The 24,663-nt window shown below is 74.6% G+C and carries 19 protein-coding genes; 13 read left to right on the plus strand and 6 right to left on the minus strand.

Features of this window, described 5'->3' with window-relative positions:
* The first annotated feature begins 153 nt into the window (after positions 1-153).
* Together OP04_RS49960 and OP04_RS48580 are read left to right on the plus strand one after the other, a co-directional pair.
* Entirely contained in the window at positions 154-1,965 is a 1,812-nt protein-coding gene (locus OP04_RS49960) for a hypothetical protein (RefSeq protein WP_157240170.1), read from the plus strand.
* Between the two features lie 18 nt (positions 1,966-1,983).
* Positions 1,984-4,383 carry a hypothetical protein gene (locus OP04_RS48580; protein WP_035086576.1) on the plus strand — a complete coding sequence of 800 codons (2,400 nt, stop codon included), beginning with the start codon at positions 1,984-1,986 and terminating at the stop codon, positions 4,381-4,383.
* Between the two features lie 19 nt (positions 4,384-4,402).
* On the opposite strand, the gene OP04_RS49965 is transcribed toward OP04_RS48580, so the two are convergent.
* The 3 genes from OP04_RS49965 to OP04_RS22125 all read right to left on the minus strand — a co-directional run bounded on the left by OP04_RS49965 (position 4,403) and on the right by OP04_RS22125 (position 11,643).
* A complete protein-coding gene (locus OP04_RS49965; RefSeq protein ID WP_051798642.1) occupies positions 4,403-7,450 on the minus strand; it encodes a hypothetical protein in 3,048 nt (1,015 codons plus the stop codon).
* A complete protein-coding gene (locus OP04_RS22120) occupies positions 7,447-9,942 on the minus strand; it encodes a helix-turn-helix transcriptional regulator (protein ID WP_033341704.1) in 2,496 nt (831 codons plus the stop codon). Before OP04_RS22120 ends, OP04_RS49965 begins: the two co-directional genes overlap by 4 nt.
* A 141-nt stretch (positions 9,943-10,083) precedes the next feature.
* Entirely contained in the window at positions 10,084-11,643 is a 1,560-nt protein-coding gene (locus OP04_RS22125; protein WP_051798644.1) for a DUF1996 domain-containing protein, read from the minus strand.
* 198 nt (positions 11,644-11,841) lie between these two features.
* Between OP04_RS22125 and OP04_RS49970 the strand changes: the two genes are divergently transcribed.
* The 5 genes from OP04_RS49970 to OP04_RS22150 are packed head-to-tail and all read left to right on the plus strand — an operon-like array spanning position 11,842 to position 15,648.
* A complete protein-coding gene (locus tag OP04_RS49970; RefSeq protein WP_051798646.1) occupies positions 11,842-13,059 on the plus strand; it encodes a sensor histidine kinase in 1,218 nt (405 codons plus the stop codon).
* A complete protein-coding gene (locus tag OP04_RS22135) occupies positions 13,056-13,715 on the plus strand; it encodes a LuxR C-terminal-related transcriptional regulator (protein ID WP_051798648.1) in 660 nt (219 codons plus the stop codon). The genes OP04_RS49970 and OP04_RS22135 overlap by 4 nt, the downstream gene beginning before the upstream one ends.
* Complete coding sequence (locus tag OP04_RS22140; RefSeq protein WP_157240173.1) at positions 13,712-14,359, plus strand: carbohydrate-binding protein; 648 nt, start codon at positions 13,712-13,714, stop codon at positions 14,357-14,359. The genes OP04_RS22135 and OP04_RS22140 overlap by 4 nt, the downstream gene beginning before the upstream one ends.
* A 53-nt stretch (positions 14,360-14,412) precedes the next feature.
* The gene (locus tag OP04_RS22145; RefSeq protein ID WP_033341707.1) at positions 14,413-14,796 is read left to right on the plus strand and encodes a nuclear transport factor 2 family protein; all 384 of its coding nucleotides are present in this window, start codon (positions 14,413-14,415) and stop codon (positions 14,794-14,796) included.
* 12 nt (positions 14,797-14,808) lie between these two features.
* A complete protein-coding gene (locus OP04_RS22150) occupies positions 14,809-15,648 on the plus strand; it encodes a helix-turn-helix domain-containing protein (protein ID WP_085066670.1) in 840 nt (279 codons plus the stop codon).
* 124 nt (positions 15,649-15,772) lie between these two features.
* Here OP04_RS22150 and OP04_RS22155 read toward each other — a convergent pair whose 3' ends face one another.
* Positions 15,773-15,973, minus strand: a complete 201-nt coding sequence (locus OP04_RS22155; protein ID WP_033341708.1) for a hypothetical protein — start codon at positions 15,971-15,973, stop codon at positions 15,773-15,775.
* 318 nt (positions 15,974-16,291) lie between these two features.
* Here OP04_RS22155 and OP04_RS22160 point away from each other — a divergent pair, with 318 nt between their 5' ends.
* The 5 genes from OP04_RS22160 (at position 16,292) to OP04_RS22180 (ending at position 20,248) form a co-directional block, all read left to right on the plus strand.
* A complete protein-coding gene (locus tag OP04_RS22160) occupies positions 16,292-16,972 on the plus strand; it encodes a hypothetical protein (RefSeq protein WP_033341709.1) in 681 nt (226 codons plus the stop codon).
* Complete coding sequence (locus OP04_RS22165; protein WP_033341710.1) at positions 16,969-17,628, plus strand: DUF4166 domain-containing protein; 660 nt, start codon at positions 16,969-16,971, stop codon at positions 17,626-17,628. The genes OP04_RS22160 and OP04_RS22165 overlap by 4 nt, the downstream gene beginning before the upstream one ends.
* Positions 17,629-17,739: 111 nt before the next feature.
* Positions 17,740-18,111: a hypothetical protein gene (locus tag OP04_RS22170; protein WP_033341711.1), complete on the plus strand. Its 372-nt coding sequence runs from the start codon at positions 17,740-17,742 to the stop codon at positions 18,109-18,111.
* 2 nt (positions 18,112-18,113) lie between these two features.
* Positions 18,114-19,610, plus strand: coding sequence for a sensor histidine kinase (locus OP04_RS22175; RefSeq protein WP_051798654.1), 1,497 nt, complete (start codon positions 18,114-18,116; stop codon positions 19,608-19,610).
* A complete protein-coding gene (locus tag OP04_RS22180) occupies positions 19,607-20,248 on the plus strand; it encodes a response regulator (protein ID WP_033341712.1) in 642 nt (213 codons plus the stop codon). Before OP04_RS22175 ends, OP04_RS22180 begins: the two co-directional genes overlap by 4 nt.
* 53 nt (positions 20,249-20,301) lie before the next feature.
* On the opposite strand, the gene OP04_RS22185 is transcribed toward OP04_RS22180, so the two are convergent.
* A complete protein-coding gene (locus tag OP04_RS22185; protein ID WP_033341713.1) occupies positions 20,302-21,249 on the minus strand; it encodes an NADP-dependent oxidoreductase in 948 nt (315 codons plus the stop codon).
* Positions 21,250-21,318: 69 nt separating this feature from the next.
* On the opposite strand from OP04_RS22185, the gene OP04_RS22190 reads away from it, so the two are divergent.
* Positions 21,319-21,774: a winged helix-turn-helix transcriptional regulator gene (locus OP04_RS22190; RefSeq protein WP_033341714.1), complete on the plus strand. Its 456-nt coding sequence runs from the start codon at positions 21,319-21,321 to the stop codon at positions 21,772-21,774.
* Positions 21,775-21,801: 27 nt separating this feature from the next.
* Here the strand turns inward: OP04_RS22190 and OP04_RS22195 are convergent, their stop codons facing one another.
* Positions 21,802-24,483 (minus strand): right-handed parallel beta-helix repeat-containing protein, encoded by a 2,682-nt coding sequence (locus OP04_RS22195; RefSeq protein ID WP_033341715.1) that lies wholly within the window; start codon positions 24,481-24,483, stop codon positions 21,802-21,804.
* Between the last annotated feature and the right edge of the window lie 180 nt (positions 24,484-24,663).

Genomic DNA, 24,663 nt, shown 5'->3' on the forward strand with positions numbered 1-24,663 from the left:
TGAGAACGGAGGAGGAAACCCTCCGGTTCACGAATAATCCGGAGTTAACACATCGCTCGATCGAAGTTTCCGGCGCGGCTCGGCTCCGTCACGGACCCGAAACAACGCGACCCCGGCACCGCTGCACCGAACCCGGCGAAGGACGATGGCACGATGAGACGACGACTTGCGGTGCTCGGCATTCTCTCCATGCTGACGGCGCCGGTCGTCCCCGCCCCCGCGCTCGCCGCCCCACCGCCCGCGGCCGTCATCCGGGCCGGCGCCGTGGAGGACACCGGCAAGTACTACGTGGTCGGCCCGCCGGTGAACGGCCAGCAGGAATACCTGTTCGCCATCGCCGCGAAGACGCTCAAGGACGGCAAGCGCCAGGACGAGATCTTCGAGCTCAACGAGGGCCGGTTGCAGCCCGACGGCGAGACCATGACCGACCCGACCACGCTCAAGCCCGGCTGGATCCTGGTGCTGCCCGCGGACGCGTCCGGCACCGGCGTGCGCACCGGCACCCCGCCGGCCGCGGGCGGCGCGCCACCGGCCACCACCCCGCCGGCCGGAACGGAGGAGACCGGCGCGCCCGCCGAGGACGCGAACGCGGGACGGCCGCCGGACGAGAACGCGGACACGCTGAACTTCCTGCAGTCCCCGATGGCGCTGCGGGTGGCACTGATCGTGCTGGCCGTGCTGCTGCTGGTCTGGGCGCAGCTGGCCCTGTCGTCCCGGCGCCGTTCGGCCCGGCCCAGGGCCGCGACCGCGAGCGGTGCAGGACAGGTCGTGCTCTCGCCGCAGGCCAGCGGCGGCAGCGCCCAAACCCAGGTGATCATGACCGGGACGCTGCCGGACGCGCAGAAACGGCGCGAGAACAAGGCCCGGCGCAACGAGGCCCGGACGGCCGCGGTGCTGCAGCCCCTGCCACCGCCCGCACCGCAGGCCGCGCCGCATCCCGGGCAGTGGGCCGCGCCACCGGCCACACCGGATCCGGGCCACTGGGCCGCGCCACAGTCGGTCCCGCTGCCGCGCGAGGCCCTGCTGCCGCCACCGCCGATGCCGAACCTGCCCCCGCCGCCCCCGGTCCCGGCCCTGCCGCCCCAGGTCCCAGCCCTGCCGCCGCCGGCCCCGGTCCCGCCGCCACCGGCCCCGGTCCCGGCCATGCCGGCGCCGGCCCCGGCCGTACCCCCGGAGCCTGCTTTTCCGCAGACGCCCGTGCCGGAGTCGCCCACGTTCGCGCCCCCGGTGCCGGCGGCCCCCGTGGCGCCGCCGGCGCCGGTCACCACGCCCGCACCGGAGCAGGCCACCGAGTCCTTCGAAAGCCCCGCGGAGAAGTCGTTCCTGTCCGCGCTCGCGCTGCCCCGGCCCGGCGGCGCGCTGGCCGAGCTGATGCCGCAGGCCGCGTCGAACCCGCTCACGGCCGTGGTCACGGACCTGATCTGCGGCGGTGTTCCGTCGACCGCGCGGCTGATCGGCGCGCGGCCCGCCCGCTGGGGCACCGCGCACGGCTGGCTGGCCGACGGCGAGAAGCCGCCACCCGCCAGCGCGCCGGTCGTGCTCGGCACCCACCAGGGACGCCGGCTCTGGGTCGACCTGACCGTCGCGCCGGACGTGCTGGTGCTCGGCGGCGACCCGGACGCCTGCCGCGTGCAAGGCCGTGACCTGGCCGGGCAGCTCGCCACGGCCGCCGAGGTCACGGTCGTGGGCGACGTGCTGGGCGACGCGGTCCCGGACGGCTGCCGCCGAGTCGGCTCGATCGCGGAGCTGCACGCGGACCGGGCGGCGACCGGGACACGCGTGGTGATCTGCGACGCCACCGAGGCGGCGGCGCTCTACACCCGGCTGCGCGCGATCCCGGCCAGCCGGGGCCGTACCGTGCCTGTGGTCATCGGCGAAGGGCCGGCCGCACGGTGGTCGGTGCGCCTCGGCAACGCGGTACCGTCCGAGGCCGGCCAGACCACCGTCCAGTCACGCGCGAGCTAGCGAGGAGCGTTGCCACCCATGCGTCAGCAGCAGCCGGAGACCGCACCGGACCCCTTCTCCGCGCTGGACCTGCCGCTGCCCATCGACGGCCTGTGCGACCTGGTGCTGACCCGCACCGCAGACGGCGGATTGGCCCGCCCGGACGCGGCCGGCGCCGCGCTCACCGCGGAGGAGCTGGCCGATCACGCGCACGCGTCCGGCGTCTCCGGTCGTGACCTGCGCGTGCTGGTCGACGACGGCGCCCGCAACGCGGCGCTGCTCGGCCGGGTCGCGGACGCGCTCGGCTGCGACATCCTGGTCGCGCCGGCCGGGGCCACTGTGGAGCGACTGGCCGGGCCGGGCACCGCGCGCGCCGAGGCGGTGCCGGTCGACCGGGCCAGCGGCGAGGTCGTGGACTGGGTGCTGATCCAGCCGGCCGGGCTGGCCACCACGCTGCCCGGCTGGTTCGACCTGGCCGGCGGCCTGGTGCTGCACCGATCCGGGCTGGTCTCGTTGCCGCTGCCGGGCGGGCTGGAGTTCGCGAACCGGGACGACTTCGTGGTCCGGCGGGCTGCGGCCGCCCGGCTCGGGCTCGGGCACCCGGACCTGGTCACGGTCGCGCTGGCCACCCGCAACGGCGGGTTCCGGCTGACCACGTACCGGATGGACCGCACCGGCGACCAGCGCGGACGCGTCTCCGGCCGGGACGTGGCCGCGGCGCTCTCCTCGCTCTACCTCTACGGCGGCGACGTCCGGCTGTGGCTGCGCTGGCCGGACGACGCCGGCGAATGCACCCGCCTGGAGGCGGAGGTGACCGCGCTGGCCGAGGCGACCGGCGCGGTGATCTGGACGCCCGAGCCGGGCGGCCAGGCCGTGCTGCTGCGCGGCTCCCGCGACCTGGCCGCGCGCGACCGCGACGGCACCGTGGTCGGCTGGCGCGCGTACCGGCCGCCGCACGCCCCGGAGCAGGACCGATTCGAGACCGACCCGGACGGCCGGCTGGCCCCGCACGGCGGCCCGAAGGTGGTGGCGATCGGCGGGGTGTCGCTGCTCAATGTGGGCCGCGACGTCGACGACCGGTACGACGAACTGTCCGCCGAACCCGGCATGATGCTGATCGACCTCACCGTCCTCGACGACGGCCGGCTGGCCCTGCGCTACGGCGACGGCAGCAACCTCGCGGTCGGCGCCGCCGGCCTGCGGTCGCTGCTGGAGGGCTCCGGCTGGAAGAGCGAGGACCTGCAACTGCTCACCACCGTCACGCCGGAACGCACGGACGGCCTGCGCGAGCACCTGAGCGTGCTCGAGGCGGAACTCGGCGTCGAGGTCTGGACCCTGTCCCCCGGCGCGGAGGTCGTGGTCGCCGACGGGCTGGCCCGCGCGGTCGACGAGCAGCGCCGCCCGGCCCGCTGGCTGCGCGCCGCCGACCCGGCGACCGTGGACACCGGCCGATGGCGCAACGACGACGGCTGGCTCATCCCCCGCCGCCGCCACACCCCCCGCACCCAGGCCGCGCCGCCGCCCCCGGCCGCCGAGCCCGCAGCCGCCGCACCGCCGCCGGACCGGGTGCTGCCGCCGCCCAGCCCGCGCCCGTCGCTGACCCTGCCGGGCCGGGGCACCCGCCCGCACGGCGTCCGCTGGCTGTCCGACCAGCCCGAGGTCAACGCGGAGCCGGTACGCCTCTGGCTCTCCTCCACCTGGGCGCCGCAGCGGGTGGCCGTCGAGGGCGTACCCTCGCCGAACCTGTTCCTGGTCGCACACCTGGACGGTGAACGCGTCTCCGGCGCCGCCCCCGGCCGCCACCTGCTCTGCCTGCGCGTCGGAGCCGGCGGCGCGGTCCACCTCAGCCGCGCCGAGAACGTGCCGGCCGGCCTGAAACACCTGTCCAGCGGCACCTACCTGCTGCCGGCCGGCTGGCTGGACCAGGCCACGCTGCAGACCGCGTACCTCATCGGCGACGACGGCCGCCCCGGCGAAGAGGTCGAGGTGCAGCCGAACCCGATCGTGCTGCGCAGCACCGGCGCCCGGCACGGCACCGAGGGCATGCCGAACGAGGTCATCACCTGGCCGCGTACCGACCGGCCCGCCGCCGCGTGGGCGCTCATCCCCGAAGCGCCGGCCATGCCCGACGGCGACTTCATCCAGCTGCACACCAAGCGCCCGGCCGTGACCGAGGGCAAACGCCTGGTGCACCTGCAGGTGTCGAAGGGCCGCGCGATCGACGTCACCGCCAGCGCCGCCGGTCTGGTCGCACTCACCTCCATCCGCTCCCGCCTCCCCGAACTGGTCGCGAACGGCGTCACGCTCCTGCTCCCCCGCCGCTCCTACGACCGCACGCCGGTCGACCAGGTGCTGGTGGTGGAGGCCGGTAGGTGGAAGCACCGCGCCAAGGGCATCGACCTGCCGCTCTCCAGCCTGATCTCGCCCGAGCGCTCCTGATCCTCCACGGCGGTCGCGGTCAGCCGATGCGGTAGTCGCCGACCAGCACCGCGGCCGCCAGCTCCACTCTGGAGCGGTAGCCGGTGCGGGTGAAGAGGCGGGACAGGCGGCCCTCGACGCTCTTCTCGCTGCTCTGCGTGGCGGCCGCGAGCTGACGGTTGGAGAGACCCTCGGCGACCAGCGCGGCGAGCAGCTGATCGCCCTCGGCGAGCGTCTCCGCGCGGCCCGGAACGGCCAGACCGTGCTCTCGCATGGCCTGGCGGATCCGGGAGCGGTGCAGCATCGCGCCGAGGTCGCCGAGGATCTCGTAGGCCTCGGACAGCAGCTCGGGACGGTGGCCGGTCCAGCGGACCACCCGCTCCAGCGTGCGGGCCAGCTCGTAGGGCTGACCGAGCGCACGGGCGGCGGCCACCACGTCGTCCGCGGCCTCGGCGGGCTTCGCGGAACCGGGCGCGCGATCCGCGGGCGCCGGGCCGGCGGCGATCAGCTGGGCGACGGCGGCGCGCAGGACGGCCGCGTCGGTCCCGAGTACGCCGGCCACCGCGGTCGCGGACGCGGCAGCCTCGGCGGCGGCGATCTGGTCGCCACGCTCGGCGGCATACTCGGCCGCGGCGGTCCAGAGCTCGTCCGTGCCGATGATCAGGCCGTGGCGGGCGGCGGCGGCCAGCGCGTCCCCGGTGATCCGGACCGCGCCGGCGGCGTCGCCGAGCGCCCACTCCAACTCGGCCTCGATCGGCGCGAGCAGGTGGGGCAGCGGCACGTCCGCGCGGGCGCCGTCGAGCACGGTGCGGGCGCGGGTGGGCCAGCCGGTGGCGAGCAGGATCTCGGCGGCGGCGCGGTGCACGGCCGCGTGACCGGTGTGGCGGGTGGCCGCCAGGTGCGCGGCGAGGCTGAGCATGGCCGCGTCCAGCGATTCCGGCCAGCGACCGCGACGCCAGTCGAACAGGCAGCGCTCGGGGGCGGGCAGACTCGCGGCGGTCAGCCCGGTCGCGGCCAGCCCGCGGTCCGCGGCGGCCAGGTCGCCGGTCACCAGCGCGAGGCCGACCCGCTCCACGGCGGCGGCCGCGCGCCGGCGGGCCGCGCCGGGACCGCCATCGTCCACCATGGTCCTGATGGACCTCGCGGGCCGGCCGGTGACGGCGGCGATCTGGGCGCCGATCAGGTCCGCACCCGGGCCGGCCCGGCCGGTCGCGGCGGCGTGCACCCGCCCGGCCTCCTGCCACCGGTCGAGCAGGCACAGTGCGGCGGCACGCGCGGCATTGCCCGGGACATGGGTGTGCGCGGATTCCGCACGGATGCCGGCGCGCCCGGAGCCCTCGGCGGCATCGGGCCGCGCGGACGCCGCACGGATTTCGGCCGGCCCGAAACCCCCGGACATCTCACTCGCAGCCTCGGCCCGCGCGGACGCCGCACGAATGTCGGCCAACCCGAAACCCCCGGACATCTCACTCGCAGCCTCGGCCCGCACGGATGCCGCACGGACATCAGCACGCCCGAAGACCCCGGACACCTCGCCCGCGGCATCGGCCCGCACGGACTCGGCACGCCCGGCGCCATCGGCCACGTCGCCTGCGGCGTCGGTCCGTACGGGATCACCATGGGCCACCGGAACAGCGCGGCGCTCCGGCGCTCCGGCGGGGGTGGGAACAACGCCCGGCATCGGCTCGCCGGACGCGATCGGCCGGACGGCGTCGAGGCCGCGGGCAGCGCGGGCGGCGGCGACCGACAGCAGCTCCGCCTCCTCGCGGGCCGGGCCGGTCAGCGCGGAGGCGGGGTCGGTGAGCAGGTGCTGGAGCGAGATCTGGGCGCTGGTGTGCCGGCCCGCGCCGATGTCCGCGGCCGCGAGCGCCAGCAGCGCCTCGGCGCGGTCGACCGGGTCGCTGCTGAGTGCGGCCGCGCCGGCCCACCAGCGGGCGGCGGACGTGGGCGCGCGGACCGCGGCGGCGGACGCGTGATCGCGCAGGGTGGTCAGTGCGCGCCGGGCGTCCACCAGCGTGCCGGCCACGGCCAGCTGGTCGGGGAGGAAGCCGGGGTCGGTGCAGCTCGCCTCACCGGACCAGATCGCCTCGGCGGCGACCTGGGCGAGGCGGCGTCGCTCGTACGGCCCGAGTCCACTGCGCAGCGCTATCGCCGTCGCGGGCACGGTGATCCGGTGGTCGTGGGCCAGACCTTCGTCGCGCAGCGTGGCCAGGCCCGTGTCCACCTCGTCCGGCGGGATGCCGCACGCGCGGGCGATCAGCGTGGGCACGGCGTCGCCCAGCGGTTCCAGCGCCGCGAGCGCGCGGGCGATCCGGCCGGTGGCCGGGCCGAGGCGGCGTACCGGTGCGAGCAGGTCGTGGTCGGCCGGGATGTCGGGCATGGCCGTGGCATCGGTCAGGTATGCCCGCCGGTGGGTCACCCGCAGCATCGGGGAACCGCGGTAGCCCTGCACGGACGCGATCAGCGCGCCCGGCCGGCCCCGGCTGAGCCTGCGCAGCCTGGCCCGGAGCGCGTGGTGCGGTGTGGCGTTCAGCAGCCGGTGCACCAGCGCGTCGGCCTCGGCCGGGCTGAGCGGGCGCAGCCTCTCGTCGTGGGCCAGTCCGGCCGCGCGCAGCTCCGCGAAGCCGGCGAGCAGGCCGGCGGGAAGCTTGCCGCCGGTGTAGAACGTGGCCACGCACCGGACCGGCGCGCGCGCCACGTCGTGCAGTGCGGTGGTCAGCGCTCCGGCCGACTCCGGATCGGCCCATTGCAGGTCGTCGACGAGGATGACCAGGCCGGGTCGGCGGTGCAGCGCGCGGACCAGCGCGGCCGCGGGCGGCTCGACGACCGCGCGGGGCCGGCCCGCTCCACCGGCCACCGGGGTGAGCGCGGCCAGGCCGGCGAGCAGGCGCCCGGCCAGGTACCAGGGTTCGTCGCGGTCCTCGGGTGCCAGCCGCAGGTCGAGCACCGGCCGGTCCGCGAGGGTCAGCGCGTCCCGGACCTGCCCGAGCGCGTGCGTACGGCCGATCCCGGCCGGGCCGCTAAGCAGCGTGAGGACCGGGCCGGAGGGCTGGGTGAGCGTGGCGAGGACGGCCTCCGCCGCGCTCACGACGTGGCGCCGAGGATGTCGGTGGTGAGGCTGGCCGCGGCCAGTTCGACACGGGACTTGCAGCCGGTGCGGGCGAACAGGCGGGTCAGGTAGTTCTCGATGGTCTTCTCGCTCATCCGGACCTGTGCGGCGATCTGGCGGTTGGTGCGGCCGCGCCGGATCAGTTCGATGATCTGCATCTCGACCGCGCTGAACGCGGCCTGCGGGGTCCGGGAGCGGGGGCGGCGCACGCCGTGTTCGCGCATCGCGGCCGCGACCGCGGATCTCAGCCACGGTGAGCCGATCGTGTCCGCCACGGTCTGCGCCTCGATCAGCCAGCCGCGCGGCTCGTCCGCGACGTGGGCGAGCGCGAGCGCGGCCTGGGCGAGCGCGGGACGGTGGCCCCGTTCGCGCAGCAGCGTGGCGGCACGATCCGCGGCGTCCGCGTCCCGGCCGGTCAGCGCGCCGGTCAGCAGCGTCGTCTCGGTGCTGGTGACAGCGTCGGCCGCGAAGTCCAGCCCGAACCGGGAGGCGAGCACGGCCGCGCGCACCAGCAGCTGCTCGACGCCGATCCGGCTGCCGTGCGCGACCTGGCGCGCGTGGGCCGCCCGCGCGCCGGCCAGCCGCTCCGCCGCCTCGGTGGCGGAGCGCGGCTCGCCGGCCGGGCCGTTCGCCGCCCACCAGCGGAGCGCCGCATAGGGCGCCTCGTCCGGCACGGAGTCGATCCAGGACACGGCCTCGTCCGCCTTGCCCAGCAGACCGAGTGCCTCGGCGCCCCAGAGCCGGGCCAGGCGGCGCACGGCCGGGGCCGTGCCGGTCAGGTCGGTCTCGCGGGCGGCGGAGAGCACGCCGGGCAGGTCGCCGCGCGCGTAACAGGCGTGCAGGTGGTGGTACGCCGCGAGCGGCCCGTCCGCCGGGATGCCGTAACGCTGCTCGCCCAGCGTCAGCCGGAAGAGTTCCACCAGGTCGCCGTGGGTACCGGCGGTGAGCAGCCGGTCGGTGTCCGCCCCCGCGCCCACCGCTCCGGCCACGACCGCGAACTCCTCGGCCGTGACCAGCGTGGACCTCACGTCCGGGAAGACCGGCGGGAAGACGTCCCGGGTGCCGGTGTGCAGCCCGGCTAGCGCGGCCGCGGCGGCGAGGTCATCGACCCGGCGGGTGAACGCGCCCGCCTGCTGCACGACCTCGGCCAGCTGCCCGAACCGGCCGGTACGCACCAGCAGCCGCAGCAGCCGGGCCAGGATGTCGTCGGCCGCGCGCCCGCCGCCGGTGTGCCAGAGCGCGGCGCGCAGCCAGTCGGCGGCGCGGTCCGGGTCGGTGTCGGTGGCCTCGGCGGCGGTGACGGCGAGGCTGACGCCGGTGCCGCGGCTGGTCGGCATGGCCACGCCGGCGGAGGTGACGTGGTCGGCGAGCGTGGCCCGGTCCGCCGGCCGGCCCGCGCCGGCCCGGCGGAACATCGCGGCCGCGTACGCACGGTGCAGTCGGGCAACCGCGTCCGGGCCGGCGTCGATGCCGAGCCGGGCGACGAGACCGGGACTGCGCGGGCGGAAGCCGCCGTGCGGCGTGGCGATCAGCACGCCGTCTTCGACCAGCGAGTCGAGCATCCAGCCGTGCCCGTCCAGGCTGCCGAGCGTGGCGTCCGCGAACAGCTCCACGTCGCCGAGGCCGAAGCGGGTGACCGCGGCCATGGTGGCGAGCCGGACCGCCACGGTGCCGCGATCGCGGATCGTGACCGACAGCGGATGGGCGGCCGGGAGCGGGATCGGCGCGCGCCGGTCGTTCAGGCAGAGGCGGCCGTCGGCGACGTGCAGCCGCCCGGAGCCGGCCAGCTCGTCGGTGGTCAGCAGCACGGTGGCGGGGTGTCCGGCCAGCGGCCCGAGCGCGATGTGCAGCGCGGTCATCACGCTCTCGTCGAGCGGCGCGCCGTACCGCTGGCCGAGCATGTCGCGGACCGCGTCGACGCCCATCGGCGGCAGCGGCACGACCAGGTCGGCGAGCGCGGCGAGCCGGCCCTCGGCGGCGCGGGCGGTCGCGACCACCAGGCAGCCGTCGCGGACCGCGGCGGCCAGCGCGGCGGTGAGGCCGGGCGCATCGTCCGCGTCGTCGGCCAGGATGACGGTCGGGACCCGACGTCCGATCAGGCCGAACGCGGCGGACGTCTCCTGGGCGAGCGTGGCCAGGTGCGGGCCGGGCCCGAGCGCGCTGAGCGTGCCGATCGTGCTGAGCAGGCCGGCGAGTTGCGGGTCGGCGAGGCGCTCGTACTGCTCTCGGACCACGGCCAGCAGCGCGGCGTAGCCGGCGGAGGAGTCCACACCGTCCGGGTGCGGGACCCGCAGGACGGCGGCACCGGCGGCGGCCCAGGCGTCCGCCGCGGCGTCGAGCAGCGTGCTGCGACCGCTGCCGGCCGCGCCGGTGACCAGCGCGAAACGACCGCCGGACGCGGCGTCCTGACGTGCGGTGTCGAGCAGGCCGAGCTGCTGCTCGCGGCCTGCGGCGGTCCGCCGTCGCTGCATGGTCACCCTCCGTACCGCGTTCGCGTGTCCTCTGCGCCCCGGGGCGTGACTCTGGAAACGAGGCGGAAGTCCGTTCCGTTCACAAAGTTCGGAAAACGTGAGAAGGCCGGCCCGAGGGCCGGCCTTCCCGCGGTGCGAGGGTCAGAAGTCGCCGTTGCTCTGGCAGGCGACGGCCTGGACGACGCAGTTCTTGACACGCTTGTTCATCGCTGCGACGTCCCAGGCGAAGAACCCGTCCGCGTGCATGGACGAGGCCAGGCCGGACGAGAGCTTCATGTCCGTGCCGCCCGCGGTCGGGAAGTAGATCGACAGCGTGACGGCCGGGATCCGGACCGGGTGGCTCGGCGGGCAGGTGTTGTTCGCGCCGTTGGTGACGTGGTCCTTGTGGTTCGGGCTGTCCAGGTTCTTGCCGTCCCAGCAGTCCGCGAACCGCATCGTGAAGTGCACGGTGCCGCCGTCGCCGCAGATCGGGAAGTTGCCGTCCGCGCTGCGGGCCCGGCCGTCCAGCGGGCCGCCGGAGCAGTAGAACTGGTTGACGGCGCCGACCGGCGTGGCGACCTGCTTCTTCGCGTCGCCCTGCAGCATGCGCAGGCCGTTCGGCATCGGCACGGTCTTGGTGGTGTCCGCCATCAGCGAGCCGTAGTAGACGATGAACATGTTCGACTCGACGGCCTTGCCGTCCACGGTGAGCGTCGGCATCCAGTACGCGGAGTGGTCCTCGACCGGGTTGCAGGTCGTGTCCGTCAGCTGGAAGAGGCTGTCCGTGGTGGTGTTCGCGTTCGTGGACCGGTTGCCGAAGAACGAGTGCATGTGCGACGCGCCGGGCATGCCGGGGAAGACGATCGGGTCGTTCTGCCCGGAGTGGCTGTAGGTGCAGGTCGCGTTGAACTCGGGGTTGCGGCCTCTACCGGCTGGCGGCGTCTGCGGGACGGTCGCGTTGAACGCGTCCAGCTGGGCCTGCCACTTCGCCTGGTCGACCGGGATCCAGCCGGTGGCCGGCGCGGGCGCCGCCGACGACGACGAGGTGGACGGCGCGGGCGAGGCCGGCGCCGAGGCGGGTGCCGAGGCCGGCGCCGACGTGGACGGCGACACCGACGGCGACGCACCGGAGGCGCCGGCGATCCCGAACCAGTTGATGTTCACGAAGTCCTGCTGCTGGCCGCTCTTGAGCACCAGGTAGACGTCCCGCCGGCCGCCGGGCGAGGTGCCGGTCGCGGTGCTGGTCTGCCAGCTCTGCCAGCCGCCGGTCGCGGTGACCGGGACGGTCGCGAGGACCGGGCCGGTGATCGAGTCGAGGCGGAGCTCCACGCTGCCGGTGCGGTCCGCGTAGGCGGCCGCGATCCGCACCGAGGCGGTGACCTGCCCGGCCGTGCCCAGGTCGACGCCGTTGTAGCGCAGCCAGTCGCCGCCGGCCAGCCAGCCGACGTTCTTGCCGCCGCCCGCGTCCGCGGTGCCCTCGGTCTGCGCGCCGGACTGCTCGGCGAACGCGGACGCCCGGACCGTGCCGGGCAGCGCGACGTCGCTCTCGGCCGCGTCGGCCAGCGGCACACCGGCGACCGCGGCCACGCCGAGCGCGACGACGGAGACGCCGGCCGCGGTGGCGACCATGGTGCGGTGGCCACGGACCCACCGGCCCAGGCGGCCGAACCGCGACTGCGGCGGCTGCTCCGCCTCACGGAACTTCGTAAAGGTGTACGACACGGGTCACTCCCCAGAAATACCGGCAACCAGACAAACCGACAAGAAGCCTCACGGCCGCCGGTACGGTAAGCGCTCCCCCGCCTCGCCGAGTTAGGCCTAAAGGCCCAGAAGCGGAGAACTTCCCGCCCCGCCCCGAATTCGGTTAGTGTGTGGGCCGCCCACGTGGGCCAATCTTCCGTACCTGGCGAGGGCCGCACGTTGACCGAGATCGCTGAGGGCCGCACCGCAACCGCCGAGGGCCGCGTCGAGCCCGTCGTCGCCGCGGCGCTGGGCCGCGCGGTGCTGCTCGGACGCGCGCTGATCACCTGCGCCACCGCGGCGGCCGGCCTCGCGATCGCCGACGATCACCCGTACCCCCTGGTGATTCTGATCGTGTTGTCGATCGTCACGTCCGTGGCGCAGATCGCGGTGCTGACCCGCTGGCCGCGCGTGGTCGGCCATCCGGTCGCGATCCTGGCGGCCGAGGCGGTGCTGCTGGTCGCGGTGCTGGCGCTCAGCCGGGGCGGGGTGCCCTACTTCGTGCACGCGGGCGGGTCCGCCGCGCTGGCCGGCGTGCTGCTCGGGTTCGCCGCGACGCCGCTGTGGCTGGCCCAGTGCACGCAGGGGCTCGCGGTGTGCGTGACGATCCTGCGGCGCACGGACCCGGAGGCCGCGGTCGCGGTCTACCTGATCGCGGCGCCGGTCGCGGGCGTGCTGGCCGGCGTGGTCGCGGCGCTCGCGACCCGCGCGCTGGTCCGGCAGATGCGGCTCAACGTGCAGCGGGTGGCGATCGCGCAGCGCGACGCGGCCGCGCTGGAACGCGCGCGGCTGGCCCGGGAGCTGCACGACTCGGTGGCGAAGACGCTGCGCGGCATGTCACTGGCCGCGGTCGCGCTGCCGGGCTCGGTACGCCGTCAGCCCGCGCTCGCCGAGCAGCTGGCCGGTGCGATCTCCGAGGGTGCGGCCGCGGCCAGCCTCCAGGCCCGTGAGCTGCTCGAAGGCCTGCGGCTGGACTCGCCGGACGAGGCGCTGGACGTCGTGCTGGACCGGCTCTGCGGCCGCTTCTCCGCGCGGACCGGCATCGACACGCACGCGGAGGTGCACGTGGCCGAGCTGCCGGTCCCGGTGCGCTACGAGCTGACCCGGATCGCGCACGAGGCGCTGACCAACATCGAGCGGCACGCGCACGCGACCCGGGTGACCGTGACGCTGGCGCTGACCCGGCGGGGACGCGCGGTCACGCTCACGGTCCGGGACGACGGCACCGGCTTCACCATGCCGGACGACCTGCTGACGCTGCAGGACGAGGGCCACCACGGGATCGTCGGCATGGCGGAGCGGGCGCGCACGATCGACGGCACGATCGAGGTGGTCACCCGGCCGGGCCGGGGCACCAGCGTGCACGTCCAGGCGCCACTGCAAGGATCAGCGCCATGATCACGGTGCTCGTCGTCGACGACAACCCGACGATCCGCGCCACGCTGCGCCCGCTGCTGGAGGCGGACGGCACGGTCGCGGTGGTCGCCGAGGCCGGGAACGGGCGGGCCGGGCTGCAGGCCGCGATCCGGCACCGGCCGCGCGTCACGCTGCTCGACTACCGCATGCCGGTCGCGGACGGGCTCTCCGTCATCGCGGACATCTCCCAGCACTCCAACGTGCTGGTCCTCACCGGTTCCGCCGAACCGGAGCTGATCGCGCCGATGCTGCGCGGTGGCGCCCGCGGCTACCTGGTCTACGGCCAGTTCGACCCGCCGGACCTGCTGCGCGCCGTGCACGCGGTCGCGGCCGGGCAGGGCTGGCTCACGCCGGCCGCCGCCAACGTGGCCGCCAACGCGATGCGCGAGGCGTTCGCCCGGGAGCAGCAGGCGGCGGCCCGGGTGGAACGGCAGCGCGCGGAGCGGCACAGCTTCGCGCTCACCACGCGGGAGCGGGAGGTGATGACGCTGCTCGCGGGCGGGCTGTCGAACGCCGCGATCGGGCAGCGGATGGCGGTCAGCGAGAAGACCGTGAAGAACCACCTGAACAAGCTGTTCGCGAAGCTCGGCGTGGCGAACCGGACCGAGGCTGTGGCGCGCTGGCAGGGATGGCGGTGACGATGGACGGGCGGAGCTGGTGGGCGATCGGGTCGCTGGCGGTGGCCGTGCTGGCGACGTCGCTGGCCGTACCCTCGCTGCTCCCGGCTCCTGATCTTGATCTTGCCGCCCCGGAGGCGACGGCGTCCCCGGCCGTGGAGGTGACGCCGTCCGCCGACGAGGTGCTCGGGCGCTCTCCCTCCCCGTCGCCGTCACCGTCCGTGACCCCCTCGCCGTCCGTGTCGTCGCCGCCGCCGTCCTCCGCCCCTCCGCCGGCGCCGGCCTTCCAGACGATCAGGATCGCCGCCACGGACCCGGCGAACGAGCGCTTCCGGGTGGAGGCGACCGACTGCCCGACCTGCGCGTCCGGCAGCCGCATCCAGTACCTCGGCGTGGGCCAGGCGCTCACCGTGCACGTGCGCGGCGTGCTGGTCGGCGGGCGGCGGCAGATGACGATCTACTACACGTGCGGCGGCGGGGCGCGGCCACTGGACGTGATCGTCAACAACGGCGACAAGGTCTCGCTGGAGCTGGCCGGCAACGACAGCTGGATCGACCCGGCCACGGTCACCGTCCCGATCGACCTGCCGGTCGGCGACTCCGAGATCCGCTTCTTCCACGCCACCGAGTCGTCCGTCGACCTGGACCAGATCGTCATCCGGTAGGTGGTACATCCTGGCCCCGCCCGGCGGGCGCCGGCGCGCCTAGCGTCGAGGGTATGAACAACCCCGTAGTGAAGCGCCTGGTCAGCGCGTTGAACGACCACGACCTCGACGCGGTGGCGGCCTGTTTCGGCGATGACTTCACGTCCGACTGGCCCGCGCACCCGGCCCGCGACTTCGCCGGCCGGGACCGGGTGCGCCGCAACTGGGAGGTCATCTTCACCCAGTCGCCGGACATCATCGTCGAGATCACCAACGCGGTCGAGGCCGACGACAAGGTCTGGGGCGAGTGGGCCTACACCAACGCCGGTGGTCAGGACCTGCGCGGCGTCATCATCATCACGGTGCGTGACGGTTTCATCCGGCACTCCCGCTTCTACATGGAGGCCGTGGACGCGGCCGACGCCCCGGGCCCGGGTGGCCCGCGCATCGCGCGCTGACACAATGGGCGGGTGGAGTTCGGAACCTCACTGCGCCGCTACCGTGAGCGGCTGACGCCGCAAAAAGCGCAAATACCCACCACCCTGCCGAGGGTACGACGTGTGCCCGGCCTGCGCCGCGACGAGCTCGCCCCGCGGGCCGGCATCTCGGAGGAGCACCTGAAGCGGCTGGAGCAGGGACGCCGGCGACCCTCACCCAGCGTGGTCGACGCGCTGGCCGGCGCACTCCGGCTCGACGCCGCCGAGCACACCCGCCTGCGCATCCTGGCCGGCTTCGCGCCGCCGGCCCTGACCGGCTCGGCTGCCGGTTCTCCGGTAGTGGCAGGCTCCGGAGAAGCGGGGGCCGGAGACAGCGTCGTGCCTCCGTTCGACGGCGCCGTCTCCCGGGAGATCACGCCGGCCGCGCGGCGGATGCTGGACGGGCTGACCGAGGTCGCCGCGTGCGTCTGCGACGCGACCTGGACCGTGCTGGACGGCAACGCGCGGTGGAACGCGATCGAGTGCCCGCCCGCGAACGCGCGCGGCCTGGAGCGGAACATGGCCTGGCGCATCTTCACCGAGGCCGCCACCAACGTCTTCCGCACCCCGGGCCACCTGGCCGCGTTCCGCGCCGCGCTCGTCACCGACCTGCGCGCCGCGGTGATCCGCTACCCGGCCGACCCCGAGTTGCCGGAGCTGATCGCGGCGATCCGCCGCGACTCCGCCGAGTTCGCCCGCCTCTGGCACACCGCGCCGCCCACCGCCCACGACGACGACCGCCTCAGCATCCCCGCGACCGGCGTCGAGCTGGTCAAGGACGTGCTGCTGCTCCCCGGCGGCGACCTGCGCGTGGTCGTACTCACCCGCCGCTGACGGCGTGCGCCGCTTGCACCGAGCCTCCGGCCTCGGCGTCCGGCCCGACGAAGGCACCGGGCGCTCCGCGCCCGAAATTTCGGCACATAGTGCCCCGCCGTGACGTCACCTGGACGCTGACGGGTCAGCGGCGCAGCAGGACGCTGCCGAGCCACAGGAGCAGGCCGCCCGCCAGCGCCAGCCCTCCGGTGGCCGCGAGGTCCCCGCCCCGGACCGGCACGCCGAACGCCAACAGTCCGAACAGGAGCAGCACCAGCGCGAGGCCGCCGGCGGCGCACAGCAGGCCGCCGCACGCCCGGATCAGAATTGTGGTCAGCGTCTTCACGGTGTCCCCCGGTGTCTCGGAAATCGCTGTTCGCCCCGTCGCCGGGCACCACGGCTCGGCACGGGTCGCCGATGTGCGACCCGCGCTGCGGACGGTGGTGGGGTGACGGTGCTGCGGCCCTTCGGCGCGCTGTTCGTGTCTCACACGCCCATCCCGGACCCGCGGTTGCAGCCGAATTCAGACGGATTCCGGCCGGCCGTCCCGATCACCGGACCGGGCCTCCGGCCTGCACAGATCCGGGGTTGAGCATCTGCTCAAAACGTCGTACGCTGCCCCGTATTGAGCAACTGCTCAAACCAGGAACCGGGAGGGGTACGCATGCGCGCCATCTACGTCGAGGCCGTGATCGCGGCCCCGCTCGCGACGGTCTGGGAGGCGAGCCAGGATCCGGTCGCGCACTGCCGCTGGGACGCCCGCTTCGGCCGCATCGAGCCCGTCCCCGGCACCGAGCCCGCCGAGTTCCGGTACGTCACCACGGTCCTGCCCGGCGTCGAGATCGGCGGCCACGGCTTCCACGCCGGGCAGCGCGACCGGTCGGACGGCACCCGCACCTCCGCGCTGCGCTTCGGCTCCGCCGACCGGCGTTCCCCGATCGCGGACGGTCGTGGCTACTGGCGGTACGTGCCCACGCGCGACGGCGTCCGGTTCCTGACCGGCTACACGTACACCAGCCGCTGGGGCCCGGCCGACCTCGTGTTCCGCCCGGTGTTCGGCTGGGCGACCGCCTGGTCGTTCGACCGGCTCCGGATCTGGCTCGAACACGGCGTCCCGCCGGAGCGCGCCCTGCGCAACGCCCTCTTCGACGTCGCGCTGCGGACCGCCGCGGTAGCCGTCGCCGTCGCGCTCGGGCTCGGCGTCACCCTCGCCCTCGGAGTCGTCCTCGCGCTCGCCGCACTCGTCCTGCCGCCCGGCCGGGACACCCCCTCCGCCCGCCGCTGCCTCCGCCGCCCGCCGGACCGCCTCGCGGCCTCCGCCCCCGCCCTCCTGGAGACGCTGTGACCTCGATCTTCGAACGCGCACTCGGCGACGACTTCGCCCGGCTGCACCCGCGGATGCGGGAGCGGTTCGGCGAGCACCGCGGCTGCGTCGGCAACGGCGTGATGGACCGGATCTGGCGCGGCCCCGCGTTCGTGACGCCGTTCCTGCACCTGGGCACGCTGCGGCACGTGCTGTTCCCGGAGACCGGCGCCGCGGTGCCGTTCACCATCGAGAACTACACCTACGACGACTCGTACGGCCGGCCGACGCTCACGTTCGTCCGGACGTTCGAGGTCGCGCCGGGGCGTCGCCGCCGCTTCGACGCCACCATGGTCTGGAGCGAGCGGCGGCAGGTGCTGGTCGACTATCTCGGCACGCACCAGCACATCGCGGTCGACCTGCACCTGTCCGTCGACGAGACCGGCGGCCTGCACCTGCGCAGCGGTGAGCAGCGGTTCCGCGGCGGCGTCCGCTGCCCGCGGATCCTCAGTGGAGAGGCCCGCGTGCACGAGTGGTACGACGACGAGGCCGACCGGTTCCGGATCGAGGTCACCGTGACGAACCGCCGCTTCGGCCCGATCTTCGGCTACTCCGGCGGCTTCACCGCGCAGTACGTGGACCGGGCCGCCCCGGTGCCGGCCGCGGTCCGGCCGCTGCGGGAGAACCCGCGCGACTGAGATGGCACTTTCGTACTACCGCGCGAGCGTCAAGATCCGACGAAGCACCGACGATTCCGGCCCGGATCCCGGCCAGGCTGGAGACATCCCACCGAGCATTGAGGAGATGTCATGCGGAAGGTCGGAATCGTCATCGCGGTCGTGCTCGTCGTCCTGTGCGGCGGCGTCGGGTTCTTCGCCTACCGGGCGTACGACCTGGGCAAGGAGATCGTCGAGGCGGGCATCACGCAGGAGCAGTTCGACGCGCAGCAGCAGGGCGCGAAGGAGGCGGACGTGCGGGCCGCGCTGCCCGAGCCGCTGAAGAACGTGACGGACAAGGACCTGTACGGCGACGACCCGGGCCGGCAGGGCATGCCGGCCGGCGCGTCGTGCGTCTACTACACGGTCAAGCCGCTGGAGAACAGCGGTGAGCAGCCGATGTGGCGCCTGTGCTTCGTGGACGGCGCGCTCGCGGAGAAGAGCCGCCTTACCCTTCCGGAGTGACAATGACGTCGAGGTGGCCGCGCCTCACCTACGAGGCCGGCCTCGCGTTGACGCTCGCCGCCACCGCCACCGCCACCGGACTGCCGAGCTTCGGCGACCGGTGGCCGGTGGCCGTGATCGTGCTGATCGCGTGCGCGGACGTGGCCCTGGTCGCGCTGCGCCGGTCGTACCCCCTGGTGGTCTTGATCGTCGCCGCCGTGCTCACCGCGCTGACCGGGCAGAACGGCTTCTTCCTGATCATCGGGCTGAGCGTCTCCGCCGGGTTCCGGGTGCGGAGCACCGCGTGGCTGACCGGCACGTTCCTCGCCGTGTTCGCGGTGCAACTGGCCGAGACCGTGTGGACGGACGAGGTCGGCGGGCCGGCCACGTTCGCGTTCGTCACCGGCGCGTTCGTGGTCTTCAACGCGCTCCCCGGGATAGCCGGTCGCATGCACGCGCAGCGGCGGGAACTGCTCCGGCTCATGCACGAACGCACCGTGCACCTCGAAGAACAACAACGGACCACCGCCGAGCGGGTACGCGCACGCGAGGCGACCCGCCTGGCCAGGGAGATGCACGACTCGCTCGGGCATCGGCTCACGCTGCTGTCGCTCTACTCCGGCGCGCTGCAGACCGCGCCGGACCGGGCCGCCGAGGTCGCGCCGCTGCTGCACACCACGTCCACCCAGGCGATGGACGAGCTGCGCCAGATCCTCGCGGTGCTGCGCGACAGCCAGCCCGGCGACGACACCGCACCGGCCCGGCTCGACGACGCGGACGCGCTGGTCGAGGGCGCGCGATCGGCCGGCGCGCGCATCACGCTGGCCCGCGAGGGCGAGCCGGTACCGCTGCATCCGCTGATCGACCACGCGGCCTACCGGACGCTGCAGGAGGGCGTGACGAACGCGCTCCGGCACGCGCGCGGCGGCGAGATCCGGCTGGCGCTGCGCTACGAGCCGGACGCGCTCGTCGCCGAGGTCGTCAACACGCCCGGCCTGCCGCACGACGGGCCGAGCAGCGGACAGGGCCTGCGCGGCCTCGCCGAACGCGTCCGGCTGACCGGCGGCGTGCTCTACCACGGCCGGGAGCCGGACGGCGGCTTCCGGATCGCGGCCACGCTGCCGCTGACCCCGCAGGCGCCCACGCCCGGCAGCGCTGCCGACGAGGTGCGCGTGGAGCTGCAACGGGTGGACCGCAGCCGGCGCCGCGCCTGGGCCGTGGTCGCGGCCGGCCTGGTCGCGGTCGTGGCGCTCTGCACCGGCGGCGCCTGGACCGCGATGACCCAGTACATGGTCGCGCCCGCCACCTACCGGGACCTCGCCGTCGGCACGGCCGAGGCCGAGGTCCGCGCGCGGCTGCCCGAGCGCGAGGCCGGCACGGTCGAGTCCTACGCGCCGGGCGGTCCGGACTGCATCGTCTACCCGGCACGGCTCACGTTCCGAGCGCCCGAGGCGGCGGGCCGGTACCGTTTCTGTTTCCGGGACGGTGCGCTGTTCTCCAAGGAGATGCTGGATTCATGAGTCAACGCGTCGTGATCGCCGATGACGACGCGCTGACCCGCGGCGGCATCCGCATGGTGCTCGCCGCGATCCCGGGCGTGGAGGTCGTGGCCGAGGTCGCCGACGGCAAGGAGGCGCGGGCCGCGGTCGAGCGCCTCAAGCCGGACGTGGTGCTGATGGACATCCGGATGCCGGGCGTGGACGGCCTGGCCGCGCTGCGCACGCTCACCGGGCCGACGCGGGTGATCATGCTGACCACGTTCGGCGAGGAGCAGTACATCGACGAGGCGCTGGCGCACGGCGCGGCCGGGTTCGTGCTGAAGAGCTCCGCGGCGGAGGAGCTGGGGCCGGCGCTGCGGGCGGCGGCGGCCGGGGAGATGTTCCTGTCGCCGCCGGTCACGCGGCATGCGGTGACGCGGTTGCGCGGGTTCCACGCGCAGCCGGTGCCGGGGGCGGACCGGTTGGCGGAGCTGAGCGAGCGCGAGATCGAGGTGCTGAAGTTGCTGGCCCGCGGTTTGTCGAACACGGCGATCAGCGAGTCGCTGGTCATCTCGGAGAGCACGGTGAAGACGCACGTCAGCCGGATCCTGCTCAAGCTGGAGTGCGAGAACCGGGTCCAGGCCGCGCTGCTGGCCACCCAGTCCGGCTTACTGCGCTGATCAGGGCGTGTGTGGCGCCACACACGCCCTCGCGATCCTCGCCCCGGCGGCGGTTACCTCGGGCTGACGCGCAGCACCAGCTTGCCGCGCATGTGGCCGGCGGCCATGAACTCGTGCGCCTGCGCCGCTTCGCCGAGGTCGAAGGTGCGGTGGACGACGGGGCGCAGGCTCCCGGCGTCGACGAGCGCGGCGATCTCGGCGAGGCGTGGCCCGTCCGGCTCGAGGATGAAGCCGGCGGCCTGGATGCCCTCCCGTGCGGCCCGCGCGTCGTCCGGGGTGCCGGCGACCGTGATCAGGCGGCCCCCGGGGACGACGGAGGCGTAGGCCGCCTCGAGGGTGGCGCCGCCGATCGTGTCGAGGACGACGTCGGCGAACCGGCCACGGGCCGCGAGAGCGCCGGTGCGGTAGTCGATCACCTCGTCCGCGCCGAGGGATCGTGCGAGCGCGATGCCCGTGCCCGACGCCGTGGCGGCGACGGTCGCGCCCGCGTGCGCGGCCAGTTGGACGGCGACCGTGCCGACGCCTCCGGCGCCGCCGAGGATCAGGACGGTCTGCCCGGCCGTCAGCTCGCCGATCTCGAACAACGCCTTCCATGCGGTCAACGCGGACAGCGGCAGGGCGGCCGCCTCCTCCAGCGGCAGGGATTCCGGGGCCTTGGCGATCTCGGCCGGGTCGACCGCGAGGAGTTCGGCGTAGGTGCCGTCGCGGGTCAGCGCCGGGCGGCCGAACACCCGGTCGCCCACCCGCAGGCCGGTCGTCGCGGATCCGACGCTTTCGACGGTCCCGGCGAAGTCCCACCCGAGGGTCATCGGGAAGGGGTGGTGGGTGAACTCCCACATGCCCTGCCGGACGTCGAGGTCGACCCGGTTGACGGCAGCGGCATGGACCCGCACCAGGACGTCGTCCGGTCCGGGGGACGGGACGGGGACGTCTTCGGCGTACCGCAGCACCTCGGTGCCGCCGAAGTCGTGGATGCGCACCGCGCGCATGGTGTCGGTCATCGGACCTCCTTGGTCGCCACGACCGTAGCAAGCTAACTTTGGAAAACAAAGTCAGATATGATGCCCGTCATGCCGAAGACCTCCCATGCCACCAGCGGATGCGCGATCGCCCGCGGACTCGACCTGCTCGGCGAGCGCTGGACCGGCATGATCGTGCGGGACGCGCTTCGCGGGATCGACCGCTTCGCCGACTTCGTCGCCGAGCTCGGCATCGCTCAGGACGTGCTCACCAAGCGGCTCAACGCGCTCGTGGCGGCCGGCGTGATGGAGCGGATCCCGTACCAGGAGGACGGATCCAGGATGCGGTACCGGTACGCGCTGACCCCCACCGGACGGCAGCTGGCGACAGCGCTGGCCTCGATCGGCGACTGGGCGGCGGCACATCTTCCCGTCGACGGCGGCAGCACCTCGCACTTCGTGGAGGCGGCCACCGGGCAGCGTGTCCGAGCGGCGCTGGTCACGGACGACGGCCGCATCGTGGCGCCGGTCGACGCACAGCTCGTGGTGCCCTCGGCCGGGTCGTGAGCGGCCGGCGCCGCTCACGACACCGGGTCAGGCGGGCACGTCCTCCGGCCCGAGCACGGTCAGCTGCTCGGTGGTGGGTGAGTCCAGCTCCGCGACCCGTTCCGCGTGCTGCTCGGTCATGTGCTGGAACACGCCGCGGGCGAAGCGGCCGTTGCCGAAGCCGTCCGCGCGGGCCACGGACGCGAAGTAGCCGCGCAGCTTCTCCGCCGCGTCCGGCCCGAGGTGGTACTCGTGCTCCTTCGCCTGGGACTGCACGATGCTGACCAGCTCGTCGGCGGTGTAGTCGTCGAAGGTCAGCGTGCGCGAGAACCGGGAGGACAGGCCGGGGTTGGTGCTGACGAACCGGGCCATCTCCTGCGGGTAGCCGGCGACGATGACGACGACCTCCTCGCGGTGATCCTCCATCAGCTTGACCAGCGTGGAGATCGCCTCCTGGCCGAAGTCGGCGCCGTGGCCGTCCGGGGTGAGCGCGTAGGCCTCGTCGATGAACAGCACGCCGTTGAGCGCGCGCTGGAACGCGGCCTGCGTCTTCGGGGCGGTGTGGCCGACGTACTCACCGACCAGCGAGGAACGGTCCACCTCGACCAGGTGGCCGCTGCCGAGCATGCCGAGCGCGCGCAGGATCCGGCCGTACAGCCGGGCGACCGTGGTCTTCCCGGTGCCAGGGTTGCCGGCGAAGACCAGGTGACGGGACATCGGTGGCGGGCTGAGGCCGGCGTCGCGCCGCTTCTGCACCATCTGGACCAGTTTCACCAGCGAGCCGACGTCCTGCTTCACCTTCTCCAGGCCGACCAGCAGGTGCAGCTGTTCCAGCAGCTCGGGAAGGGATTCGCCGGTGGGGGCGGGCGCCGGTGACGGGGCTGCCGCAGGGGTGGCGACGGCGGCGACCGGCATCGTCGAGGACGTCACGGCGGACACCGTGCAGTGGTCGAAGGCCGGGTTCGCACCGTCGATGAGCGTCAGGTCCTCCTCGACGTCGTGCACGTGCACACGTCGCAGCAGAGTGGACGCGGAGGCGCCGATGTAGAGCGCGGCGTAGCCGGTGGCGGAGACGTCCAGGTCCTCGATCGTGCCGCGGGCCTCGGCGCCGAGGTAGAGGCCGTTCTTCTGGCAGTTTTTGATGGTGGTGGCGCGGATGACCGGGTCGGCGCCGCCCCAGACGACCACGCCGGTGCCGCCGATCCGGTCGATGCGCAGGCCGTCGGCGAGCGGGGTCGCGCCCGCGTCGACGAACAGGCCGGCGCCGCCGCAGCCGCTGATCTCGGTGTCCCGCAGGATCGGGCCGGAGCCCTTGGCGGCCTCGATGCCGGTCTGCGCGATTCCGGTGATCGTGCACGCCTCGATCAGCGCGTGGTGCGGCGAGTCGACGCGGATGCCGACCTCGCCGTCCGCGACCGTCAGGCCGCGCAGGTGGACGTCGCCGGTCTCCTCCACGGCCACGCCGGACTGGTGGGCGCGTTCCACCCGGCCGCCGTCGATGCGGGCCATGGCGCGGCCGGTCACCCGGATGCCGCACTCCGGCGTGTCCGTGATCTCGCACTCGGCCAGCGTGGCGATCGCGGTGCCGCCCAGGTGCACGGCCGTGTACCGGGTCTGCTTCACGGCGAGGCCGCGCAGCAGCACGCGCGAGTCACCGGCCAGGAACAGGCCGTTCGCGCTGGAGTCCGCGACGGAGCAGTTCTCGATCCGGGCCTGGGCCTGGCCGAGCAGCGCCACGCCGGTGCTGCGCGGGCGCAGGATGTGCGTGTCCGTCATGACCAGCCGCGCGTCGCCGGTCGCCACCACGCCCGCGCCGTGCACGGTGTCGAACCGGCAGTCGTCCAGGCTCGCGTGCGCACCGCCGGCCAGGTGCACGGCGGTCCCGCCGGTGCGGTCCGCGGTGCAGCGCTCGATCCTGACGCCGCCGGGGTCGCCGTCGCCGAGCGGTGGCGGGTCCAGCTGCGGGCGGGCCGGCAGCGTGCCGGGCCACCACGCGGTGTGGAACGGCGCGCTGCCGGTCGCCCGGAGCACGTCGCCGTCGTTGTCGAAGAACTGGCTGTCCCGCACGGTCAGCGCGGCCTCGTCCTCGACCAGCAGCGCGGCCACGGTCACGTGCGACAGCTCGGCCCGGTCCAGCTCCGCCACGGCCGAGTCGCGCAGGTGCAGGCCGGCCGCGCCGATGTGCCGCAGCGCGGTGCCGGACAGCGTGATCCGGGCGCCGCCGCGGGCCAGCAGCCCGTCGCCCTCCACCTGCTGCACGGCGCCGCCGGTCAGGCGCAGGCGCGCGGAGTCGGCCACGTCCAGCGCGGTGCCGGACGCACCGGTCACCGTGCAGTCGTTGAGCGTCACGGACGCCTGCCCGGCGGCCTCGACCCGGCCGTCCCGGATCTCGCAGCCGTCCAGCGTGACCGTGCCGCCGGCCACGGTCAGCGCGGCACCGGCACGGTCCGCCGCGACCAGGTGCAGGCCGTGCAGTGTCGCGGCCCCGGACCGGACCTCGACGGCCGGGCCCTCGGCGGGCGCGATCTCCACGCCCGCGGACTCGGCGACGATCCGGACGGAACGGTCGACCACCACGCTCTCGCCGTACCGGCCGGCGGCGACGGAGACCGTCCCACCGTCCGCGGCGGCGCGAACCGCCTCGCCGATGGTCCGGTGCCGGCCCCAGCCCTTGGCGCCGACCCGCTCGATCCGGGCCGATGACGAGGCATCAGCTATCCCGGTGCGCATCCGTGCGGCTCCTCCGTCCTGCTTTGTCACATTCACGTCCACCAGCCGGTTTCCGCAGGTGATCGACGTTCGTCGGTGTCCCGGGCGGTTCGTGGGCCCGCCCGGCCCGTGGTGCCGTTGACGGTACCCAGGATGTCGCCGTCGCGCCCGACTGCGTCCTCTCGCCGCATCGGCCGGATC

The sequence above is a fragment of the Catenuloplanes japonicus genome (assembly GCF_000717135.1).
In the GTDB taxonomy this organism is placed as follows: domain Bacteria; phylum Actinomycetota; class Actinomycetes; order Mycobacteriales; family Micromonosporaceae; genus Catenuloplanes; species Catenuloplanes japonicus.